At 62.0% G+C, this 20435-nt stretch carries 19 protein-coding genes; 3 read left to right on the top strand and 16 right to left on the bottom strand.

All coding sequences use genetic code 11. The features are described 5' to 3' along the window. Nucleotides 1–44: 44 nt before the first annotated feature. From AC1RMG_RS30965 to AC1RMG_RS30945, 5 genes are all read right to left on the bottom strand, one after another. On the bottom strand, nucleotides 45–1088 hold the full coding sequence (locus AC1RMG_RS30965; protein WP_493170970.1) for a DUF5924 family protein: 1044 nt from the start codon (nucleotides 1086–1088) through the stop codon (nucleotides 45–47). A gap of 179 nt (nucleotides 1089–1267) precedes the next feature. After that, on the bottom strand, nucleotides 1268–2650 hold the full coding sequence (locus tag AC1RMG_RS30960) for a M16 family metallopeptidase (protein ID WP_493170968.1): 1383 nt from the start codon (nucleotides 2648–2650) through the stop codon (nucleotides 1268–1270). Between the two features lie 56 nt (nucleotides 2651–2706). Then, nucleotides 2707–4365, bottom strand: a complete 1659-nt coding sequence (locus AC1RMG_RS30955; protein WP_493170966.1) for a Na/Pi cotransporter family protein — start codon at nucleotides 4363–4365, stop codon at nucleotides 2707–2709. A 216-nt stretch (nucleotides 4366–4581) separates the two neighbouring features. After that, nucleotides 4582–5349: a TerC family protein gene (locus AC1RMG_RS30950; protein WP_011058491.1), complete on the bottom strand. Its 768-nt coding sequence runs from the start codon at nucleotides 5347–5349 to the stop codon at nucleotides 4582–4584. A 67-nt stretch (nucleotides 5350–5416) separates the two neighbouring features. Beyond that, nucleotides 5417–6724 (bottom strand): CitMHS family transporter, encoded by a 1308-nt coding sequence (locus AC1RMG_RS30945; protein ID WP_015633664.1) that lies wholly within the window; start codon nucleotides 6722–6724, stop codon nucleotides 5417–5419. Nucleotides 6725–7043: 319 nt separating this feature from the next. Here AC1RMG_RS30945 and AC1RMG_RS30940 point away from each other — a divergent pair, with 319 nt between their 5' ends. Further along, nucleotides 7044–7445 (top strand): GFA family protein, encoded by a 402-nt coding sequence (locus AC1RMG_RS30940; protein WP_210482910.1) that lies wholly within the window; start codon nucleotides 7044–7046, stop codon nucleotides 7443–7445. 103 nt (nucleotides 7446–7548) lie between these two features. On the opposite strand, the gene AC1RMG_RS30935 is transcribed toward AC1RMG_RS30940, so the two are convergent. From AC1RMG_RS30935 to AC1RMG_RS30885, 11 genes are all read right to left on the bottom strand, one after another. Continuing rightward, entirely contained in the window at nucleotides 7549–9510 is a 1962-nt protein-coding gene (locus tag AC1RMG_RS30935; protein WP_493170964.1) for a DUF7844 domain-containing protein, read from the bottom strand. Beyond that, on the bottom strand, nucleotides 9507–9827 hold the full coding sequence (locus tag AC1RMG_RS30930) for a DUF2388 domain-containing protein (RefSeq protein WP_011058495.1): 321 nt from the start codon (nucleotides 9825–9827) through the stop codon (nucleotides 9507–9509). Before AC1RMG_RS30930 ends, AC1RMG_RS30935 begins: the two co-directional genes overlap by 4 nt. A gap of 27 nt (nucleotides 9828–9854) precedes the next feature. Next, nucleotides 9855–10163 (bottom strand): DUF2388 domain-containing protein, encoded by a 309-nt coding sequence (locus AC1RMG_RS30925; RefSeq protein WP_011058496.1) that lies wholly within the window; start codon nucleotides 10161–10163, stop codon nucleotides 9855–9857. 103 nt (nucleotides 10164–10266) lie between these two features. Continuing rightward, the gene (locus AC1RMG_RS30920) at nucleotides 10267–10584 is read right to left on the bottom strand and encodes a DUF2388 domain-containing protein (protein WP_011058497.1); all 318 of its coding nucleotides are present in this window, start codon (nucleotides 10582–10584) and stop codon (nucleotides 10267–10269) included. Nucleotides 10585–10751: 167 nt separating this feature from the next. Then, entirely contained in the window at nucleotides 10752–10952 is a 201-nt protein-coding gene (locus tag AC1RMG_RS30915) for a DUF1127 domain-containing protein (protein ID WP_493170962.1), read from the bottom strand. Nucleotides 10953–11220: 268 nt separating this feature from the next. Beyond that, the gene (locus AC1RMG_RS30910; RefSeq protein WP_011058498.1) at nucleotides 11221–11436 is read right to left on the bottom strand and encodes a DUF1127 domain-containing protein; all 216 of its coding nucleotides are present in this window, start codon (nucleotides 11434–11436) and stop codon (nucleotides 11221–11223) included. Between the two features lie 319 nt (nucleotides 11437–11755). Then, nucleotides 11756–13249, bottom strand: a complete 1494-nt coding sequence (scpC, locus tag AC1RMG_RS30905; RefSeq protein ID WP_011058499.1) for a succinyl-CoA:acetate CoA-transferase ScpC — start codon at nucleotides 13247–13249, stop codon at nucleotides 11756–11758. 179 nt (nucleotides 13250–13428) lie between these two features. Continuing rightward, nucleotides 13429–14865, bottom strand: coding sequence for an NAD(P)(+) transhydrogenase (Re/Si-specific) subunit beta (locus AC1RMG_RS30900; protein ID WP_103407858.1), 1437 nt, complete (start codon nucleotides 14863–14865; stop codon nucleotides 13429–13431). Beyond that, nucleotides 14865–15188, bottom strand: coding sequence for an NAD(P) transhydrogenase subunit alpha part 2 (locus AC1RMG_RS30895; RefSeq protein ID WP_005783507.1), 324 nt, complete (start codon nucleotides 15186–15188; stop codon nucleotides 14865–14867). Before AC1RMG_RS30895 ends, AC1RMG_RS30900 begins: the two co-directional genes overlap by 1 nt. A gap of 15 nt (nucleotides 15189–15203) precedes the next feature. Beyond that, a complete protein-coding gene (locus AC1RMG_RS30890; protein WP_011058501.1) occupies nucleotides 15204–16325 on the bottom strand; it encodes a Re/Si-specific NAD(P)(+) transhydrogenase subunit alpha in 1122 nt (373 codons plus the stop codon). Between the two features lie 451 nt (nucleotides 16326–16776). Next, a complete protein-coding gene (locus tag AC1RMG_RS30885) occupies nucleotides 16777–17676 on the bottom strand; it encodes a LysR family transcriptional regulator (RefSeq protein WP_123472550.1) in 900 nt (299 codons plus the stop codon). Between the two features lie 159 nt (nucleotides 17677–17835). Here AC1RMG_RS30885 and AC1RMG_RS30880 point away from each other — a divergent pair, with 159 nt between their 5' ends. Both AC1RMG_RS30880 and AC1RMG_RS30875 read left to right on the top strand, forming a co-directional pair. Further along, a complete protein-coding gene (locus tag AC1RMG_RS30880) occupies nucleotides 17836–19017 on the top strand; it encodes an acyl-CoA dehydrogenase (protein WP_011058503.1) in 1182 nt (393 codons plus the stop codon). A 13-nt stretch (nucleotides 19018–19030) separates the two neighbouring features. After that, complete coding sequence (locus AC1RMG_RS30875; protein ID WP_410037194.1) at nucleotides 19031–20251, top strand: CaiB/BaiF CoA transferase family protein; 1221 nt, start codon at nucleotides 19031–19033, stop codon at nucleotides 20249–20251. Nucleotides 20252–20435: the final 184 nt, after the last annotated feature.

The raw sequence follows: 20435 nt of genomic DNA, 5'->3' as shown, positions 1-20435 counted from the left end.
CTTGTGTGGCCATTTCGCAGTGCTACGTAATAGCACGATCCCGGTTACTTTGCCTCGCCGGTCTTGGCCGCGTCTTGATCTGGAGCGGTGATCTCGAAGCGCAGCACGCCGATCACCTGGCCGTCCTCGGTGATCACCCGCACCTGCCAGTCGCCCGCCGGGTTGGCGGGGAAATTCTGCTTGTGGGACCAGGCACGGTAGCCTTCCTTGCGCCCGCCATGGATGTCCAGCGCGACGCGATCCACCTCGCTGCCGTTGAATTGCCAGACGTGGTAAATGCGCTCGTCCAGGCCCCGGGGGGCGTTGATCGCGGTGTAGGCGTACAGGCCGGTGCTGCTTACCTGGGCGGTGCTGATCTGCTCCAGGCTGTCGCCCGGGGTGCGATCCTGGAGCTGGGTGCTGATGGCATCCTCGGTCAGCCACAGGGTGGCCGGCGGCACCCAGGAGCGCAGCAGCCAGCCGGTGCTGCCGATGGCCAGGGTAATGGCCAGCACGGTCAGGGCACTGCGCAGGCTGCGGATCGGCAGGATCGAGGCCAGGCTCGGAAAGGACAGGAGCATGGCGATGCCCAGGGCCAGCTTGAAGCTCTGGGCGGTGGTCAGGTGCAGGATCAGCGGCAGGGCCGTGAGCAAGGCGGCGAACAGGGTCAGGGTGTGCAGCGCCAGGAACAGCCAGCGGCGCGGGGCCAGCCATTTGTAGTACAGCGGGTCAGTGATGGAAGTCAGCGCCGCGGCGCCGAGCAGGCCGGTGAACACCAGTTGGCCACTGTTCCAGCTGGTGGTGATGAAAAAGAACGGCAGGACGAAGAACAGGCTTTCCTGGTGGATCATCTGCGTCGCATAGCGCAGCAGCGGCTGCGGGATCTCGCGCTTGAAGACCTTGGTGAACAGCTGGGTCAGGCTGTTCTCCAGCATCAGCCAGACCCAGCTCACCAGCAGGATCACGGCGATCCACGAGGCCAGGCTCTGTTGCCGGTCCACCAGGATGAAGCTTCCGACCCCGGAGATGAAACCGCCGAGCGCAATGATCCCCGGATAGCGCTTCATCAGTTCGAGAATGCGCTGGATAAGGAGGGTCAGGTTCGGCATCGGGGGGATCACAGTCAGGGCAGGAAAAACCGCGACAGGATAACGTCGGCGGCGGTCCGTGGCGAGGGAGCTCGCTCAGGTGCGCAGGCGCTGGTGAGGTAATCCGGCCAAGGTGATCGCATTGCCCTGCCCCTGGGGCCGCTGCGCGGCCCGGCGGGAGCAAGCTCCCTGGCCATGGGTCAGCGGGCCCGGCGGCGCAGCAGGTAGACGCCGAAGCTGCCGAGCAGGACCAGGGACAGCAGGCCGCCGATCAGCCAGAGCAGTTGTTCGTCACTGAGCAGCGGTTGTTCGATGCGCAGGTAGCCCGGCTGCTGCAGCAGCTGGCGCAGGGCCAGGTTGGCCTGTTCCAGGCTCACTGCTTTCAGGCGCTTGGCCGGGTCGCTGAAGCGGCCGTTGTCGAAGTCCCCGAGGGCGCTCCAGTAATAGTCCGCCAGGGCGCTGTTGCCCTGCACGGCCCAGGCCTGGCGATCGATGGCAGCCTGTTTCAGGCGGGCGAAGGTGGCCGGGTCGAGGCCGTCCTTGAGCAGCCGTGCCTTGAGCTGCTCTACCACTTGCCGGGCTTGGGGCAGGTCGTCGCGCTCAAGGTCGGCATTGAGGCTGAGAAAACCCACGCCACCGAAGACTTCCCGATCACTCCAGGGGCCGTAGGACAATTCGTGCTCAAGACGCAGTTGGCGATACAGCGCCCAGTCCAGGTAGTCCTTGAGCAGGTCGAAGGTCTCGTCGTGCTGCTGGTCCAGCACGGGCTCGGGAAACAGCCAGTGCAGTTGTGCGCTCTGCCCTACCCAGCCATGGACCAGGGTGCGCTCAGGGGCGGCGGTGCCCTGGATCTGCGGCAGGTCGGGGTGTTCGCTGGGTTCCACCGGCTCCAGGGCACCGTAGGTGCGCTCCAGGTAGGCCGGCAGCAGGCGATCGAGCTCGCCCACCACGATCAGGGTCATGTTGTTGGGGGCGTACCAGTCCTTGCGTACCTGCTCCAGCTGGGCCAGGGTCAGGTTTCCGACCTCGGCGCGTTCGGCGCATTTGAGCCCCAGTTCCACCGCCAGCTGGTTGTCTGCCTTGTGTCCCAGGTCCTGGCGGTCGAGCCAGCGTTGCAGGTGCGAATAGTGACCCCCGCCTTCTCGTTCCACCACTTGCTTGGCCGCGGCCACGGCGTTGTCGTCCAGGCGGGTATGGGTCAGCAGCGACAGCAAGAGGTCCAGGACCTTGCGCTGGTTGCGCGCTGGGGCCTCGATGACGAAGGTGGTGTCGGCATTGCTGGTGTAGGCATTCCATTCGCCGCCCAGGGCCTGCATGCGTTCTTCCAGGCCGCCTTCCCCGCTGTCATCCACGCCGCTGAACAGTAGGTGTTCCAGCAGGTGCGGCAACTCCTTGTCGGCACAGGCGAAGTCGTCCAGGCCCACTCCCACCACCAGGCGGATCGCCACGTGGCCGCGTTCGCTGCCGGGCTTGAGCAGCAGTTGCAGGCCATTGGGCAGGGTGTAGCCTTCGACCTGGAAACGATCCAAAGCCCATCCTTGTGCACTGCCCAGCAACAGGCAGGCGAATAACAGACAACGCATAACAAGCTTCCTTACGGCGTGCGTAAGTTCTACAGACTTCGTGGGACTGTGGACGTTCAGGGTGAATGAGTGATGTCAGCCATCTCTTCGACCTCCAGCGCGCCGGTGTCCGAGGTTTCCAGAACCACGTAGGCACTGCTGCAGAACAGGGAGTTGAGGCGCTTCATGTCGGCGATCAGCTCCAGGTGCAGGGAACTGGTCTCGATGCTCTGGACGATCTTGCGTTGCAAGCGGCTGACGTGGGCGTGGGCCAGGCGCCGCTCCTGGGCGCGGAAACGGCGTTTTTCCCGCAGCAGCTGGCGCGCGCTTTCGGGGTCGGCGCTCAGGAACACCGAGAGCCCCAGGCGCAGGTTGGCGATCAGTTGCGCGTGCAGCCCGGTCAACTCTTCCAGGCCAACCTCGGAGAAGGAGCGGCGCTGGGAGGTCTTCTGCTGCTGGACCTTGCGCAGCATGCGCTCGATCAGATCGCTGGCCAGCTTGAGGTTGAACGCCAGTTCGATGATTTCGGCCCAGCGCCGGCTGTCCTGGTCGCTGAGGTCTTCCCGGGGCATCTGCGCCAGGTACAGCTTGATGGCGCTGTACAGCGCTTCGACGTCGTCGCTGAGGGCGCGCAGTTCCTGGGTGATGGCTGTCTGCTTGCCCTGCAGCGCGTCGCGCATCGCCTCCAGCATGCTGTCGATCAGGTCACCGATGCGCAGGGTTTCGCGGGCGGCGTTGGCCAGGGCCAGGCTCGGCGTGGCCAGGGCGGTAGGGTCCAGGTGCCGCGGGCGAGCGCGGCCGTTTTCCTGGGGGCGCTCCGGCAGCAGCCAGGCGCAGAGCCGGGCCATGGGGGCGACAGTGGGCAGCAGCAACAGGCAGCGGGCGGTGTTGTACAGCAGGTGGAAGCCGATCACCACTTCCTGGGGGCTGAAGTCCAGGCTGTCCATCCAGTGGGCCAGTGGGTCGAGCACCGGGATGATCAGCAGCAGGCCGATGAGCTTGTACAGCAGGCTGCCCAGCGCGACCTGGCGCCCGGCGGCGTTCTGCATGCTGGTGCTGAGGAAGGCCAGTACCCCGCTGCCGATGTTGGCGCCGATCACCAGGCCGATGGCCACCGGCAGGCTAATGACCCCGGCGCCGGCCAGGGTCGCGGTGAGCAGCACCGCCGCCAGGCTGGAATAGGACACCATGGCGAACACCGCACCCATCAGTGCATCCAGGAGAATATCGCCGGTCAGCGAGGCGAACAGGACCTTCACGCCCTGGGCATGGGTGATGGGGGCCGCGGCTTCGACGATCAGTTGCAGGGCCAGGATGATCAGCCCCAGGCCGATGCCGACCCGGCCCAGCTGGCCGGCGCGGGTCTGCTTGCGCGAGAGAAAGAAGATCACCCCGAGGAAGATCAGCAGCGGCGACAGCCAGGACAGGTCGAAGGTCAGTACCCGGGCCATCAGCGCGGTACCGACGTCGGCGCCGAGCATGGTGGCCAGCGCCGGGGTCAGCGCCATCAGGCCCTGGCCGACAAAGGACGTCACCAGCATCGCCGTGGCGTTGCTGCTCTGGACCATGGCCGTGACCAGGATCCCGGCAATGAACGCCAGTGGTCGCCTGGCCATGTTCTGGCCGATCACGTGGCGCAGGTTGGAGCCGTAGACCCGCAGGATGCCGGTACGGACGATATGCGTACCCCAGATCAGCAGGGCCACGGCGGAAAGCAGATTGAGCAGGGTCAGCATAGAGGCCCCCCCTGGGGTGAAGTGCCCCAAGCGGGGCGAGTGGACGTTGTTGCGCGACGTTCTACGTTATGTACTTAAGCTGTAGTTGGCTAACGCACGAGGCGCCAGCATCGCATAGCCAAACCGGCGATTGAAACAAAACTGTCATGAAAATAGCTTCCTGCAGACGCAGAAAAGGGGCTCGAGAGCCCCTTTTCCATTCAGCGCATTCCCGGATTATTGACCAGGAACGTCCTTGCGCAGTTTCACCGGGTCCTGCTGTTTTTTCTTTTTCGCGATGGCGGTGCGCATCTTGATGTTGATGGCTTCCACCGCCAGTGAGAAGGCCATGGCGAAGTAGACGTAGCCTTTTGGCACGTGCACTTCGAAGGCTTCGGCGATCAGGACAGTACCCACCACCAGCAGGAAGGACAGCGCGAGCATTTTCAGCGACGGGTGCTTGTCGATGAATTCGCTGATGGTCCCGGCCGCCAGCATCATCACCAGCACCGCGACGATGATGGCCGCCACCATGACCGGCACATGGGAAACCATGCCCACGGCGGTGATCACCGAGTCCAGGGAGAAGACGATGTCGATAATGGCGATCTGGATGATGGTGTAGAGGAAGTTGCCGCCCTTGCCCTTGGGCTCATCAATGGTTTCGTCCTCGCCTTCCAGGGCGTGGTACATCTCCTGGGAGCTTTTCCACAGCAGGAACAGGCCACCGAAGAACAGGATCAGGTCACGCCCGGAAATGCCCTGGCCGAAGACCACGAACAGGTCGGCCGTGAGGCGCATGACCCAGGTGATCGACAGCAGCAACAGAATGCGCGTGACCATCGCCAGCGCCAGACCGAAGATTCGCGTGCGCGCCTGCATGTGCTTGGGCATGCGGCTGACCAGGATCGAGATCATGATGATGTTGTCGATGCCCAGGACGATCTCCAGGGCAGTCAGGGTAAAGAAGGCAACCCAGATTTCCGGGTTGGTCAGCCATTCCATGTGTATTCCTTTGAGCGAGTGTTATAGCCCGGGCCGTGAGGCCGGCCCGGGCGTAGAAGCATTGCTTTTATAGAGTGCTGAACAGCGGAAAAATCCCCATCAGCAAAGCGGCGAACATTATGCACAGGCAGACCAGCACTGCCCACTTGAGGGTGAAGCGCTGGTGATCGCCGAACTCGATACCGGCCAGGGCCACCAACAGGTAGGTCGAGGGTACCAGCGGGCTGAGCAAGTGCACGGGTTGGCCGACGATCGACGCACGGGCCATTTCCACCGCGGTGATGCCGTAGTGGCTGGCGGCTTCGGCCAGCACCGGCAGCACGCCGTAGTAGAAGGCATCGTTGGACATGAAGAAGGTGAACGGCATGCTCACCAGCGCGGTAATCACCGCCAGGTACGGCCCCAGGGCTTCCGGGATCACCGCCAGCAGGCTCTTGGACATGGCATCCACCATGCCGGTGCCGGACAGGATGCCGGTGAAGATGCCCGCCGCGAAGATCAGCCCGACCACCGCCAGCACGCTGCCGGCGTGGGCCGCGACCCGATCCTTCTGCTGCTGCAGGCAGGGATAGTTGACGATCATGGCGATACTGAAGGCCACCATGAACAGCACCGGCAACGGCAGCAGCCCGGCGATCAGCGCGCACATCAGGGCGAAGGTCAGGGCGCCGTTGAACCAGATCAGCTTCGGACGACGAGCGTCGGGGTACTGCGACACGCTGATCTCGCTGTGGTCGATCTCGTCGCCCGCCAGGTGCAGTTCACCCAGGCGCGCCCTTTCCCGCTTGCCGTACATGTAGGCGATCGCCAGGATCGCCACCACGCCGGCCAGCATGGCTGGGATCATGGGCACGAAGATGTCCGACGGGTCCACGTGCAGGGCGCTGGCCGCGCGGGCGGTCGGGCCGCCCCAGGGGGTCATGTTCATCACCCCGCCGGCGAGGATGATCAGGCCGGCCATGATTCGCGGGCTCATGCCGATGCGGCTGTACAGCGGCAGCATGGCGGCCACGCAGATCATGTAGGTGGTGGCGCCGTCACCGTCCAGGGACACCACCAGGGCCAGTACCGCAGTGCCCACCGAGACCTTCAGCGGGTCGCCCTTGACCAGCTTGAGGATCTTGCGCACGGCCGGGTCGAACAGGCCGGAGTCGATCATCAGGGCGAAATACAGAATGGCGAACATCAGCATCACGCCGGTGGGCGCGAGCTTGGTGATGCCTTCGAGCATCATCGGGCCGATCTTCGGCGCAAAGCCACCGAACAGCGCGAACAGGATGGGCACGATGATCAGGGCGATCAGCGCCGACAGGCGCTTGGTCATGATCAGGAACATGAAGGTGATGACCATGGCAAAGCCAAGGAAAGTCAGCATGGGATTACTCCAGGCGTAGCGCGGCTAGGGAATGGCGAACCGGGTGGGATCAGCGCAGGACGGCAAGCACGAGGCGTACGGGAGGAGTTGCAGCAAACAGGCGGGTAGGAGCGGACATCAGAATCACCATTGTTGTTGTTAATAGGGCCGGGAGCGCGAGAAACGCCCGCTGTGGCCAACCGGTCTGTTGCCGGTAGTGGAGGCGATCCTAATGGGGGAAGCTTTCAGCCAGCTTTCGTCGCTGAAAGGAACGAACGGATGTTGCAGCAGGCGACCAGCGGCATAAAGTGATGGCTATCGGCGCCAGGGAGACATGCACATGAGAGAGTTGCACACCGGAGGCTGCCACTGCGGGCGGCTGCGTTACCAGTTCAGCGGCCCGTTGCGGGACATCGCCCACTGCCATTGCTCGATCTGCCGCCGGGTCAGTGGCGGTCTGGTGACCACCTGGATCACCCTGCCCGCCTCGGCTTTCGAATGGCTGGAAGGCGTTCCCGCCCGGTACGACTCATCTGGAAGTTGTGCGCGCTATTTCTGCGGCAACTGTGGTGCTCATTTGGCGCTGATCACCCACCTGAGCCCAGACAGCATCGATGTCACCATCGCCACCCTGGATCACCCGGAACGGGCGCCTGCAGACCGGCATATCTGGACCGACAGCCGCCTGCCCTGGGTGCATCTGGACGAGCACCTGCCGCAAGAACCGCAGGAAACCCTGTAGCCGCTGCCGCAGGCTGCGCACGAGCGCGCAGCGGTCGCGAGGCTCTCAAGGCCGCCCAGCAAGGCCCTTCGGTCCTTTTCGCAGCCTCGCGGGCTTGGCAGCGCTACGGCAGTTCCAACCCGCCTGCCGCCTTGTGCAGCGTCCGCAGATGCTCGCCCACCAGCTTCAGGTTGGCCTCGTTGGCGGCAATTTCCGCCGCTCGGGCCGGTTCCAGCAGTGCTCGCACTTCCTTGTCCAGGTCACCGGTCAAGGATTGCAGTTGCTTCTGCCGCTGGCTGCTCTCGGACTCCAGGCGTTGCCATTCAGCGGGCTGAGGCAGGCCGTAGCCGCCGCTGCCCAGCAATTCTGCCGGGCGGCTGAGGAAGCCGCTGTTGGCGAGGATCTGCTGCAGGGTCTTGTTGGCCTGCTCCATACCACCATTTTTCAGCTCGCGAGCCCCCAGGTAGCGCTGCTTGACCTCGTCCTGAGCCAGCAGCAGTTGCCGGCGATAACTGGCCTGCTCCAGCAGCAGCAAGGCGGCGCTGGTGCGCAGGTCGGCCTGGTCGAACCAGTGCCGGCGTTCCTCGGCGCTCAGCGACAGCCAGTCTTCGACGCTGGCCTGCTTGATCGGCAGGCGCTTCTTGATCACCTCGAACATCGCCTGGTAGCGGTCGCGGAAGGAGTCGAAGCGATACCCCAGGCGCAGCGCCTCGCGCGGGTCGTCGAGCACGCTGGTGTCCGCCAGCCCCCTGCCCTTGAGCACCTCCAGCAAGCCGTTGGGCATGATGCTGTCGAGGCCGATCAGTTGCTTGTTGTTGCTGCCGCTGCGCAGCAGCTTGAGGCTTTCCACTGCGCAGTTGTTGGACAGGAAGTAGTAGTTGCCGTCGTAGCTCCAATGCATCTCGGCGGCGTGCTCCACCACTTCCTCGATCTCGCTGCGTGACAGCTTCAACGGTACCGAGGCCAGGCTGCGCAGCTCGGTCTTGGTGTACTCGTCGATGACCTGGGACAGCGGCAGGACAAACAGCCGCGAAGGGTACTTGCCCACCAGGCCGTCCCAGCTGGAGAGCTGCACGTCACCAACGAAGGCGCGGTAGGACAGCACCAGGTGCTGGTCCAGGTCCAGCCGGCAATCCGGCCCGCGGGGGCGGCCCGGGGCGCAGATCACCAGGCGCAGCATGCTGTGACCCCAGCGGCTGACCCAGTTCTGGTTGGCTTCGGCCAGCAGGTAGTCCACCGCGTAGACCCGCTCCGGGTCCACCTGCCCCAGGGGCGTCTTGGCGAAGTCGTTGCCGGCGTTGAGGAAGGCGAAGGACTTGGCGCAGCTCTCCTTGGCGGCCGGCGCCCAGCCGAAATGTTCCTGGTAATAGCGGTACAGCGCCGGGCGGCGGCAGGCGTAGCTCGGATCGAGAAGGAAGTACTCCATGTTCACCGCGACGAATTCCTTCGGGTTGGTGATCTCGTAGATGTCCGGGCTGCGGGCGACCTGACGGTTGTGCTGCTCGCGTTCGCCACGGCGGCCGACGTATTGCGGCCAACCGGCCAGATCCAGCAGCCGTGGATCATCGCTGAGGGTGAAGCGCCGGTCATTCTGGCCGCGACACTCATCCGGCAGGCCGATCAGCCCGGAGGTGCTGTTCTTGCGGGTGCAGCGCTGGATCAGGCTACGCTCGGCACCGGGCCACAAACGCGCGCGATCATAAATGTGGGTCAGTTCATGGAGTACCGTGGCGAGCATTTCCCGGCGCACGGTGCCATGGGGGCGGCTGGTCTTCTGGGTGGCGGCGGAGCCGTCGGTCAGGCTGGGCAGCAAGGCGCGGTTGAGGTCCAGTTCCGACACCAGGGATGCCTCGCCATAGGCGTTGTCGGGCATTCGGTCGGTCCAGCCGACATCAATGGTGCGATCCAGTTGCTGGATGAAACGCGGCGGCAACGCCTGCATCGCTTCATCCAGCAGTGCCTGGCTGGCGTGTTGCTGCGCCGGGCTCAAGCCATCGGTCTTGAGGCGCAGTTGCAGGTCGGCCTGGGCGGTGCCGCAGAGCAGCCCCAGGGTCCCGGCCAGCAGCCAGGCTAGGAGTGGTTTCACAGGGCCAGGATGGCTTCGGCAAGCACCTGGTCGCTGGCGTCGCGGGCTTCTGGCAGCTGCGTGCGCAGGGCATTGAACGCCGCTTCAAGTTGCGCGCCGCGGATATCACCGTTGCTGGCGACGAAGCTGGCGGCATCGTCGTGGGCTTCGCGCACGACTTTGGAGTCACGGATCGAAGTGGTGGTGTCCGAGGTGAAATCGATCGTGCGGCCGGAGGCGCGGACGATGATGTTACTGGTGGCCACCAGGGTGTGTGCCTGGGCCACGTCGGCCAACAACAGCAGGCCAAGGGTGGCGGCAATCAGCGGGCTACGCATGGAACGACTCCGGAAGAACAGGGATGGTTATTGGACGAGAATTGCCTGCGCCAGTTCAAGGTCGCTGGCATGAAGTTTTGCCGGGTCCTGGCGCAGGTATTCCAGCGCAGACTCCAGGCGGGCGCCGCGCAGTTGGCCGTCGGTTGCCACGAAGGCAGCGGCGTCATCCTGGGCAGCAAGCAGCAGTTTATGGTCGAAGGGCGCCGAGGTCACCTGGCCTGTCGCATAGACGGTGACAACCAGGCTTTGGGTGGTGAGGTCGAATGCCTGCACCGAACCGGCCCAACAGGCGGCGATCAATACGGGAGCGGAAAGCGAAATACGGAACAAACCCAAGAGTCTCGACAGCTGAAAACCAGCGCCAAGGCTAGCGCAATGCCCCTTGGAGGACCAGCGCAGAGGGTTTCAGGTGCGCCGGGGCACCTGAAACCGAGACGCTTCAGATTGCCAGGATGGCCTGGGCCAGCTGTGCATCAGAGGCCTGCAACTGAGGCGCTTGCTGGCGAATGTGGGCAAATGCGCTTTCCAGTTTTACCCCGCGAATGGCGCCGTCGGTGGCGACGAAACTGGCGGCATCATCCCGGGCGGCACGGACAATCTTGTTGTCACGCAGGGAAGAAGTGGCATCGGAGGTGGCGTCGGTGGTGGCCTTGAGCGCGCCGACAATGGCGTCGGTGGTCACGATCAGGCTGGTGGCGTGGGCATTGGCAGCCAGGGCCAGCAGGGCGGCGGCGCTGAGCAGGCGGAGACGGGACATGGGTAACTCCTGTGAATGAACAGACAATTTAAGGGCGCTGAGTGAGACGCCGGGCAGCCACTGCGAGGTGCTGTGTCTGATTGCTCTGACGCAGTTCGAATGAAAATCGCCACGTCGCCTCAGATATTAGGCTCAGCGGCCCCATTCGCACAGCGTTGCGGCAGGCCTCAGCGCCAAAAGGGTTTGTGCAGTTCCGCTGCCCGATCGCTGTGGCTGATGCCGCTGTCCGAGAGTTGTCCATCCATTTGTGCCAGCAAGTGACGGGTGCGGGCCCGCTCCCGTGTGTTGGCGAGCGCCGTGAGCCAGCGCTTGAAGAGCGTGCAGTGAAGGTTGGTGCCAGGGGACGAGTGCATGATGCTTGCCTCCATGAGCAGCCGAGCGATGAGCTGGCTGCAACCTCATGGTGCGGCGGTTCGATGCGGTGATACAGATACACTCGAGCTAAATTGTACTGGTTAATTGTTATGTTTTATAAAACTGTACCTGTCACGATGAAGCGGGCTGTATTTCAGCTGTGTAGCGCGTTTTCCGCGGCCAGAACGACAAGACCCGTCGCGGTTTCCCGCGACGGGTCTTGTTGTGTGCAATTCGGGGTGCTGGCGGTGGACCCGGTGGGTCAGGGCCAGCGACGCTGAGTTAGCGCCAGAACGGCTTGCTCAGCTCTTCGTAGCGTTGTGCTTCGCTGATCCCGGCATCGGCCAGCAGACGCGAATCCAGGCGAGCCAGTTGATGGCGGCTGGAGATGCGGCGCTGCCACAGCATCAGGTTGGCGATAACGCGCAGAGGCAGGGAAGCCTGGGTTTTTTCAGCTTTGTCTTCGAAGAACAGTTCGGAACTGAGTGTACGTTCCATGGTTGACATCCTTCCGCTTGTGGCGGGATCAGGTAGTGGTTTAACTGGTGCCCATGATCCTCTTCCCGCGCAAGACTCTGTAGATACAGTTCGCCTGTATTGTGAAGGACCAGTTAACTGTTTATAGGGGCTGTACTGTTCGGAAAAGGCGCAACTGTACCTGTCAGCACCTTTATGGTGCATTTCGGTGCTTTTTGATGGGAGGCAAGTGGTTTTAGGCGGGGAAAATACCGGTACAGCAGTACAGTTTTTGGCAGTCTCTGGCGAGCGGCCGGCAAGCTGACGAAACTGTGTTTGCGTCAGCTGCCAACTGTATCAATCACTCGACGAGCATTTTCCCGGTTTCTTCCAGGTTGATGTGCCAGCTCAGGGCATCACGCAGGATATGCGGCGTGTGACCACCCAGGGCGCAGGCCTTGGTGAAGTAGTCATTCAGTGCGTCGCGGTAGGAAGGATGCACACAGTTGTCGATGATCACCCGGGCCCGCTCCCGCGGCGCCAGGCCGCGCAGGTCCGCCAGGCCGATCTCGGTCACCAGGATGTCGACGTCATGCTCGGTGTGGTCCACGTGGCTGACCATCGGCACCACGCTGGAAATCGCCCCGCCCTTGGCAATCGACTTGGTGACGAAGATCGCCAGGTGTGCGTTGCGGGCGAAGTCGCCGGAGCCGCCGATGCCGTTCATCATCCGCGTGCCGCAGACGTGGGTGGAGTTGACGTTGCCGTAGATATCGAACTCCAGCGCGGTGTTGATGCCGATGATACCCAGGCGGCGCACCACTTCCGGGTGGTTGGAGATCTCCTGCGGACGCAGCACCAGCTTGTCCTTGTAGCGTTCCAGGTTGCCGAACACGTCGGCGTTGCGCCGGCTCGACAGGGTGATGGAGCTGCCCGAGGCGAAGCTGAGCTTACCGGCGTCGATCAGGTCGAAGGTCGAGTCCTGCAGTACTTCGGAGTACATGGTCAGGTTCTCGAATGGCGACTCGATCAGGCCGCACATCACCGCGTTGGCGATGTTGCCGATACCGGCCTGCAGCGGGCCGAGCTTGTTGCTCATGCGCCCGGCATCCACTTCCTGCTTGAGAAAGTCGATCAGGTGGTTGGCGATGCCCTGGGTCTCGCTGTCCGGGGTGGAAACCGTGGACGGCGAATCCGACTGATTAGTGATGACGATGGCGACGATCTTGTCCGCAGGGATCGGAATCGCCGTGCTGCCGATGCGATCGTCGACCTTCACCAGGGGAATCGGTGTACGGGTCGGTCGATAGGTCGGGATATAGATGTCGTGCAGGCCTTCCAGGTTCGGGTTGTGCGCCAGGTTGATCTCGACGATCACCTGCTTGGCGAAGATCGCGAAGCTGGCGGAGTTGCCCACCGAGGTGGTCGGCACGATATGGCCCTGTTCAGTGATGGCGACAGCCTCGATCACTGCAATGTCCGGCAGCTTGAGCTGCTGGTTACGAAGTTGTTCGACGGTTTCCGACAGGTGCTGGTCGATGAACATCACTTCGCCGGCGTTGATCGCCTTGCGCAGGGTGCTGTCCACCTGGAACGGCATGCGCCGGGCCAGCACGCCAGCTTCGGTGAGCTGCTTGTCCAGGTCGTTGCCCAGGCTGGCGCCCGTCATCAGGCTGATTTTCAGTGGCGTTACCTTGGCCCGTTCGGCCAGGGCATGGGGCACGGCCTTGGCTTCACCGGCGCGGGTGAAGCCGCTCATGCCGACGGTCATGCCGTCCTCAATCAGGGCGGCAGCGTCAGCGGCGCTCATCACCTTATCCAACAACGAAGGCAAGCGGATACGATCACGGTACATGGATTGTTATCTCGGGCAACGGAAGCAAGAAGCGCAGTCTAGTGATTTCAAAAAAAAACACCGCGCGACAAAGGTCGAATGAAAGGCCCTGATCTAGAGCCTTCTGTCGGCTTTATGGAGTAAATAAAAAACCCCAGCCTACTAAAGGCTGAGGTTTTGGGTATTGCGCTACAGCAGCTTTATTCGACGGCTTTGACCATGTCTTCGATGACCTTCTTGGCGTCGCCGAAGACCATCATGGTCTTGTCCAGGTAGAACAGTTCGTTGTCCAGGCCGGCATAGCCGCTGGCCATGGAGCGCTTGTTGACGATGATGGTCTTGGCCTTGAAAGCCTCGAGGATCGGCATGCCGGCAATCGGCGACTTAGGATCGTTCTTCGCCGCCGGGTTGACCACGTCGTTGGCGCCCAGCACCAGCACCACGTCGGCCTGGCCGAACTCGGAGTTGATGTCTTCCATCTCAAACACCTGGTCGTAAGGCACTTCGGCTTCGGCCAGCAAGACGTTCATGTGGCCGGGCATGCGCCCCGCTACCGGGTGGATCGCGTATTTCACGGTCACGCCGCGGTGGGTCAGCTTCTCGGTCAGCTCTTTCAGCGCGTGCTGGGCGCGTGCTACCGCCAGGCCGTAGCCGGGAACAATGATCACGGTATCGGCGTTGGTCAGCAGGAAGGTCGCATCGTCGGCTGAACCGGATTTCACCGGGCGTGCTTCCTTCGAACCTGCCGGGCCGCCGGCATCGGCTGTGTTGCCGAAACCGCCGAGCAGGACGTTGAAGAACGAACGGTTCATCGCCTTGCACATGATGTAGGAGAGGATTGCACCGCTGGAGCCCACCAGGGAGCCGGCGATGATCAGCATCGAGTTGTTCAGGGAAAAACCGATCCCTGCTGCCGCCCAGCCCGAGTAGCTGTTGAGCATCGACACTACTACTGGCATGTCGGCACCGCCGATCGGGATGATGATCAGCACGCCCATGACGAAGGCCAGGGCCAGCATCAGGGCAAAAGCACCTAGGTTGCCGGTGACCATGAAGGTCACGCCCAGGCCGAGGGTGGCCAGGCCCAGTACCAGGTTGAGCTTGTGCTGCCCGGCGAACTGTACTGGTGCGCCTTGGAACAGGCGGAACTTGTACTTGCCCGACAGCTTGCCGAAGGCGATCACCGAACCGGAGAAGGTGATGGCACCGATGGCTGCGCCAAGGAACAGCTCAAGGCGGTTACCGGCGGGGATCGCGTCGCCCAGGTGCTTGACGATGCCCAGGGACTGCGGCTCAACCACGGCGGCAATGGCGATGAACACCGCGGCCAGGCCGATCATGCTGTGCATGAAGGCCACCAGCTCCGGCATCTTGGTCATCTCGACGCGCTTGGCCATGATCGAGCCGGCGGTGCCGCCGATCAGCAGGCCAACGATGACGTAGCCGATGCCGGCGGTTGCCAGTTCCGCGCCCAGCTTATAGATGAGGCCGATGGTGGTCAGTACCGCCAGGGCCATGCCCAGCATGCCGAACAGGTTGCCGCGTCGGGACGTGGTCGGGTGCGAAAGGCCCTTGAGCGCCTGGATAAAGCACACCGAGGCGATCAGATAGAGGGTTGTTACCAGGTTCATGCTCATTATTTCTGCACCTCTTCTTTCACGGCTTTGGGCGCTTTCTTCTTGAACATTTCCAGCATGCGACGGGTGACCAGGAAGCCGCCGAACACATTGACCGCAGCCAGGGCCACGGCCAGGGTGCCCATGGTCTTGCCCAACGGGGTCACGGTCAGGGCGGCAGCCAGCATGGCGCCGACGATGACGATCGCGGAAATGGCGTTGGTCACTGCCATCAGGGGGGTGTGCAGTGCGGGTGTAACGTTCCAGACCACGTGGTAACCGACATAGATCGCCAGCACGAAGATGATCAGGTTGTAGATACCGGGGGAGATAAGCTCTTCCATCGTCTGAATCCCTGCTTAGGCGTTTTTGCGGATGACTTGGCCGTCGCGGCACATCAGGCACGCGGCGACGATGTCGTCTTCGAGGTTGACTTCGAACTGCCCTTCTTTGGTGAAGACAAGCTTCAGGAAGTCCAGCAGGTTGCGGGCGTACAGCGCCGAGGCGTCGGCAGCCACTGCCCCGGCCAGATTGGTCGGGCCGACGATGGTCACGCCGTGCTCGACTACGACCTGGTCAGCCACAGTCAGTGGGCAGTTGCCGCCCTGAGCGGCTGCCAGGTCGATGACCACCGAACCGGGCTTCATCTGGGCCACGGTATCGGCGCTCAGCAGGGTTGGTGCCTTGCGGCCCGGAATCAGCGCGGTGGTGATGACGATATCGGCCTGTTTGGCGCGTTCGTGCACGGCCTGAGCCTGGCGCTGCATCCAGCTAGCCGGCATGGGGCGCGCGTAACCGCCGACACCGACGGCGCACTCGCGCTCTTCGTCAGTCTCGTAAGGCACGTCGACGAATTTGGCGCCCAGGGATTCGATCTGCTCCTTCACTGCCGGACGCACGTCCGAAGCTTCGATCACCGCACCCAGGCGCTTGGCCGTGGCGATGGCCTGCAGGCCGGCAACACCGGCGCCGAGAATCAGCACCCGGGCAGCCTTCACCGTTCCGGCGGCGGTCATCAGCATCGGCATGAAGCGCGGATAGTAGTGGGCAGCCAGCAGCACGGCCTTGTAGCCGGCGATGTTGGCCTGGGACGACAGCACGTCCAGGCTCTGGGCCCGGGAGGTGCGGGGTGCGGCCTCCAGGGCGAAGGCGGTGATCCCGCGCTCGGCCAGCTTGGCGATGGTTTCATTGCTGAACGGATTGAGCATGCCCACCAGTACGGTGCCGCTCTTGATCAGCGCCAGTTCGCTGTCGCTGGGCGCCACGACCTTGAGAATCAGCTCGGCGCCAAAGGCATCGTTGGCGTTGCCAATGGTGGCCCCTGCCGCTTCATAGGCACTGTCGACCACGCTGGCGTTAATGCCGGCGCCGCTTTGCACAGTGACTTTATGACCCTGGCCGATCAGCTTCTTGATGGTTTCCGGGGTTGCAGCAACCCGTGTTTCACCCGTCTGGGTTTCGAGAGGAACACCAATGTGCACGTCAAATCTCCTGCTTGATCTTATTGCTTTCGATCTTTCTTAGAAGGCCAGCGCACTTCGGAGGGTGCGGCTGGGGCGGCCGATCAGCACGATCCCGCTGAAATCACAGCGGGGCGCGGCATTTTGCAGGCGAACTTTGAGGCCTTCAAGGGATTCTGACTAGTGACGGAAAATTAACTACAAGTCACCCCGTGACCGAATGTCGCAACGTACCAGGTTAAAGCCTTGTAAGCCGTGCCTTTCAAGGCTTTGCTATGGAAAATAAGATTTTTCTCATCCGTGACATGAATAGTCTTACATTGCCCTTGAATAAACCCTACAAGCCGCGTGGTTAGGCGCTTGTAGAACGATTGTTCAAGGTGTCGGTACAGTCTGTGAAAATGCGACAAATAGTTATATCTGTAGGGTTCTAATTTATTTGACTACGGGGTCAGCTATTGGCTATGAGCCTTTATTTTTCAAGGTTGTAGCTGTTTGCCTGGTTCACCAGCCAGTCGCGAAAAGCCCGTAAAGAGGCCGATTCCACTTTGCGTTCGGGAATCATCAGGTAATACGCCTTGATGCTCGAGAGTGCCCGGGGGTTGGCAATGACCAAGCGTTTTTCGGCCAGCTCGCGCTGGATAAGGAAGGGCGGAATCAAGGCGATACCCATGTCGTGCATGGCGGCCTGGGCGAGCATGGAGAATAGCTCGTAGCGCGGACCTGTCATGTCGCGGGGGATATTCAGCTGCTGTGAGTTGAACCATTGCCGCCAGGCATAAGGCCGCGTGGTCTGCTGCAGCAGGGGCAGTTCGGCTATGGCCTCGGCGCTCAACTCTTGCTGCTTGCCGAGCATTGCCGGGCTGCACACCGGCATCGGGTTTTCGCCCATCAGCCGGTGAGACTGGGTACCCGACCAATCGGCGTCGCCAAAGTAGATGGCGGCGTCGAAGGGGGTGTCGGCAAAGAGGAAGGGGCGCGTGCGGTTGGTCAGGTTGACCGTGACTTCGGGGTGCTGCTGCTGGAAGTCCTTCAGGCGTGGCAATAACCACTGCGTCCCGAAGGTCGGAACCACCGCCAGTTCGATGACGTTGGCCCCCTGCTGGCCCATCACTGAAAGTGTGTCGCGCTCCACTGCGTCCAGTTGTGTGGCGACCCGGCGGCTGTAGGACAGCCCGGCCTCAGTGAGCTTGACGCCCCGTCGTGAACGCCGGAAAAGTTCCAGCCCGAGGAACTCTTCAAGGCTGGCGATCTGTCGGCAGACCGCGCCCTGGGTCAGGGAAAGCTCTTGGGCTGCCTTGGTAAAGCTCTCATGACGTGCCGCGGCTTCGAAGCTGATTAAGGCGGTGGTACTGGGGATCTTTCTGCGCATGTACGGCAATCTCACTAATAGATGCTGTAAAAGGCGGTTTAGGCCATTACGAAGTGAGAAATTAGCACAACGCTATGCGAAATCCTCGTTTGCCTGGGGGCGCGCCGTAGGCCTAGGATCTGTTCCACGATAGTTGACCTACTTCACGAGGATTCACTCATGGGCGGTAAAGCAAGCTTCAACTGGATCGATCCCCTTCTGCTGGACCAGCAACTCACCGAAGAAGAACGCATGGTCCGCGACAGTGCCGAGCAGTTCGCTCAAGACAAGCTGGCACCACGGGTTCTGGAAGCTTTCCGCCATGAGAAGACCGACCCGGCCATCTTCCGGGAAATGGGTGAAGTCGGCCTGTTGGGCGCTACCATTCCTGAGCAGTACGGCGGCAGCGGCCTTAACTATGTGTGCTATGGCCTGATCGCTCGTGAGGTGGAGCGAGTGGACTCCGGCTACCGCTCGATGATGAGTGTGCAGTCGTCCTTGGTGATGGTGCCGATCAACGAGTTTGGTACCGAGGCGCAAAAGCAGAAGTACCTGCCGAAACTGGCGTCCGGCGAATGGATTGGCTGCTTTGGTCTGACCGAGCCGAACCATGGATCTGACCCGGGTGCGATGATTACTCGTGCACGCAAAGTGGACGGTGGCTACAGCCTGACTGGTAGCAAGATGTGGATCACCAACAGCCCGATTGCTGATGTATTCGTGGTTTGGGCCAAGGATGATGCCGGCGACATTCGTGGTTTTGTCCTGGAGAAAGGCTGGAAGGGCCTGAGTGCACCAGCGATTCACGGCAAGGTCGGCCTGCGGGCCTCGATCACCGGCGAAATCGTCATGGACAACGTGTTCGTGCCGGAAGAGAACATCTTCCCGGATGTGCGTGGGCTCAAAGGACCTTTTACCTGCTTGAACTCGGCGCGTTACGGCATCTCCTGGGGCGCCTTGGGGGCTGCGGAGTTCTGCTGGCACACCGCACGTCAATACACCCTTGATCGCCAGCAGTTCGGTCGTCCTCTGGCGGCAACCCAACTGATCCAGAAGAAGCTGGCGGACATGCAGACCGAAATCACCCTCGCCCTCCAGGGCTGCCTGCGCCTGGGGCGGATGAAGGATGAAGGGACTGCGGCGGTGGAAATCACCTCGATCATGAAGCGCAACTCCTGCGGCAAGTCCCTGGATATCGCGCGCATGGCCCGTGACATGCTGGGCGGCAACGGGATCTCCGATGAGTTCGGTATTGCTCGTCACCTGGTGAACCTGGAAGTGGTCAACACCTACGAAGGTACTCACGACGTGCATGCGCTGATTCTCGGGCGTGCACAAACCGGTATCCAGGCGTTCTATTAATAGGAGAGCGACCATGGGCGCGTTATCGCATCTGCGGGTACTGGATTTATCGCGGGTACTGGCCGGGCCTTGGTCCGGGCAGATCCTTGCGGACCTGGGGGCCGAGGTCATCAAGGTCGAGCGTCCGGGTAATGGTGACGATACACGCGCCTGGGGGCCGCCCTTCCTTAAAGATGCCTATGGCGAGAACACCACGGAGGCTGCCTATTACCTGTCGGCCAACCGTAACAAGCAGTCAGTGACCATCGACTTCACGCGCCCTGAGGGGCAGCAGTTGGTGCGTGAGCTGGCTGCCAAGTCGGATATCGTCATCGAGAACTTCAAGGTGGGTGGGCTGGCGGCTTACGGTCTGGACTATGAGTCGCTCAAGGCCGTCAATCCGCGGCTGATCTACTGTTCTATCACCGGTTTTGGTCAGACCGGGCCCTATGCCAAGCGCGCGGGTTATGACTTCATGATCCAGGGCTTGGGTGGTCTGATGAGCCTGACTGGGCGACCTGAGGGTGATGAGGGGGCTGGGCCGGTAAAAGTGGGGGTGGCCTTGACCGACATCCTTACCGGGCTCTACTCCACTGTGGCGATTCTGGCGGCCCTGGCTCATCGAGATCAGGGTGGCGGTGGTCAGCACATCGATATGGCATTGCTGGATGTGCAGGTCGCTTGCCTGGCCAACCAGGCCATGAACTATCTGACCACAGGGGTCGCTCCCAAGCGTTTGGGTAATGCGCACCCTAATATAGTGCCCTATCAGGATTTTCCGACGGCGGATGGCGACTTCATCCTCACCGTGGGTAATGACGGGCAGTTTCGCAAGTTTGCCGAGGTAGCAGGTCAGCCGCAGTGGGCGGACGACCCTCGGTTTGCCACTAACAAGCTGCGGGTAGCCAATCGGGCGGTGCTGATCCCGCTGATTCGCCAGGCCACGGTGTTCAAGACTACGGCGGAGTGGGTGAGTCAGCTGGAGCTGGCTGGGGTGCCTTGTGGGCCGATCAATGATCTGGCGCAGGTGTTTGCTGATCCACAGGTCGTGGCTCGAGGCCTGGCTTTGGAGCTACCACACGCGTTGGCTGGGATGGTGCCTCAGGTGGCTAGCCCGATTCGTCTTTCGCAAACCCCCGTTGAGTACCGTAACGCCCCTCCTCTATTGGGCGAACATACTGCAGAGGTTCTGCAGCGTGTCTTGGGGATGCGGGTCGAGGCTGTGGACGCCTTGAGGCATTCGCGAGTGGTGTAGCGCTGCCCTTCTATATATAGAGGCGCACCCTGTGCCTCTATATAGTCTTGTAGAGGCACCCTTAGAGGGTTCTTTTGAGCTCATTCATAGAAAATGCAAATTAAGTCTTGACGGCAGATTCTACAGGTCTATAATTCGCCCCACTTCCGGCGCAGTCGAAACGGAAAACTCCTTGAGATTCAAT

It is taken from the genome of Pseudomonas sp. GW822-FHT04H02 (assembly GCF_058800645.1).
This window is presented reverse-complemented; position numbering and strand designations above follow the sequence as displayed.

Excerpts from the sequence above, each read along its gene's own strand:
- AC1RMG_RS30965 (WP_493170970.1), bottom strand. The coding sequence starts at position 1,088 with ATGCCGAACCTGACCCTCCTTATCCAGCGCATTCTCGAACTGATGAAG.
- AC1RMG_RS30960 (WP_493170968.1), bottom strand. The coding sequence starts at position 2,650 with ATGCGTTGTCTGTTATTCGCCTGCCTGTTGCTGGGCAGTGCACAAGGA.
- AC1RMG_RS30955 (WP_493170966.1), bottom strand. The coding sequence starts at position 4,365 with ATGCTGACCCTGCTCAATCTGCTTTCCGCCGTGGCCCTGCTGATCTGG.
- AC1RMG_RS30950 (WP_011058491.1), bottom strand. The coding sequence starts at position 5,349 with ATGGAATGGCTGACCAACCCGGAAATCTGGGTTGCCTTCTTTACCCTG.
- AC1RMG_RS30945 (WP_015633664.1), bottom strand. The coding sequence starts at position 6,724 with ATGCTGACTTTCCTTGGCTTTGCCATGGTCATCACCTTCATGTTCCTG.
- AC1RMG_RS30940 (WP_210482910.1), top strand. The coding sequence starts at position 7,044 with ATGAGAGAGTTGCACACCGGAGGCTGCCACTGCGGGCGGCTGCGTTAC.
- AC1RMG_RS30930 (WP_011058495.1), bottom strand. The coding sequence starts at position 9,827 with ATGCGTAGCCCGCTGATTGCCGCCACCCTTGGCCTGCTGTTGTTGGCC.
- AC1RMG_RS30920 (WP_011058497.1), bottom strand. The coding sequence starts at position 10,584 with ATGTCCCGTCTCCGCCTGCTCAGCGCCGCCGCCCTGCTGGCCCTGGCT.
- AC1RMG_RS30915 (WP_493170962.1), bottom strand. The coding sequence starts at position 10,952 with ATGGAGGCAAGCATCATGCACTCGTCCCCTGGCACCAACCTTCACTGC.
- AC1RMG_RS30910 (WP_011058498.1), bottom strand. The coding sequence starts at position 11,436 with ATGGAACGTACACTCAGTTCCGAACTGTTCTTCGAAGACAAAGCTGAA.
- scpC (WP_011058499.1), bottom strand. The coding sequence starts at position 13,249 with ATGTACCGTGATCGTATCCGCTTGCCTTCGTTGTTGGATAAGGTGATG.
- AC1RMG_RS30900 (WP_103407858.1), bottom strand. The coding sequence starts at position 14,865 with ATGAGCATGAACCTGGTAACAACCCTCTATCTGATCGCCTCGGTGTGC.
- AC1RMG_RS30895 (WP_005783507.1), bottom strand. The coding sequence starts at position 15,188 with ATGGAAGAGCTTATCTCCCCCGGTATCTACAACCTGATCATCTTCGTG.
- AC1RMG_RS30885 (WP_123472550.1), bottom strand. The coding sequence starts at position 17,676 with ATGCGCAGAAAGATCCCCAGTACCACCGCCTTAATCAGCTTCGAAGCC.
- AC1RMG_RS30880 (WP_011058503.1), top strand. The coding sequence starts at position 17,836 with ATGGGCGGTAAAGCAAGCTTCAACTGGATCGATCCCCTTCTGCTGGAC.
- AC1RMG_RS30875 (WP_410037194.1), top strand. The coding sequence starts at position 19,031 with ATGGGCGCGTTATCGCATCTGCGGGTACTGGATTTATCGCGGGTACTG.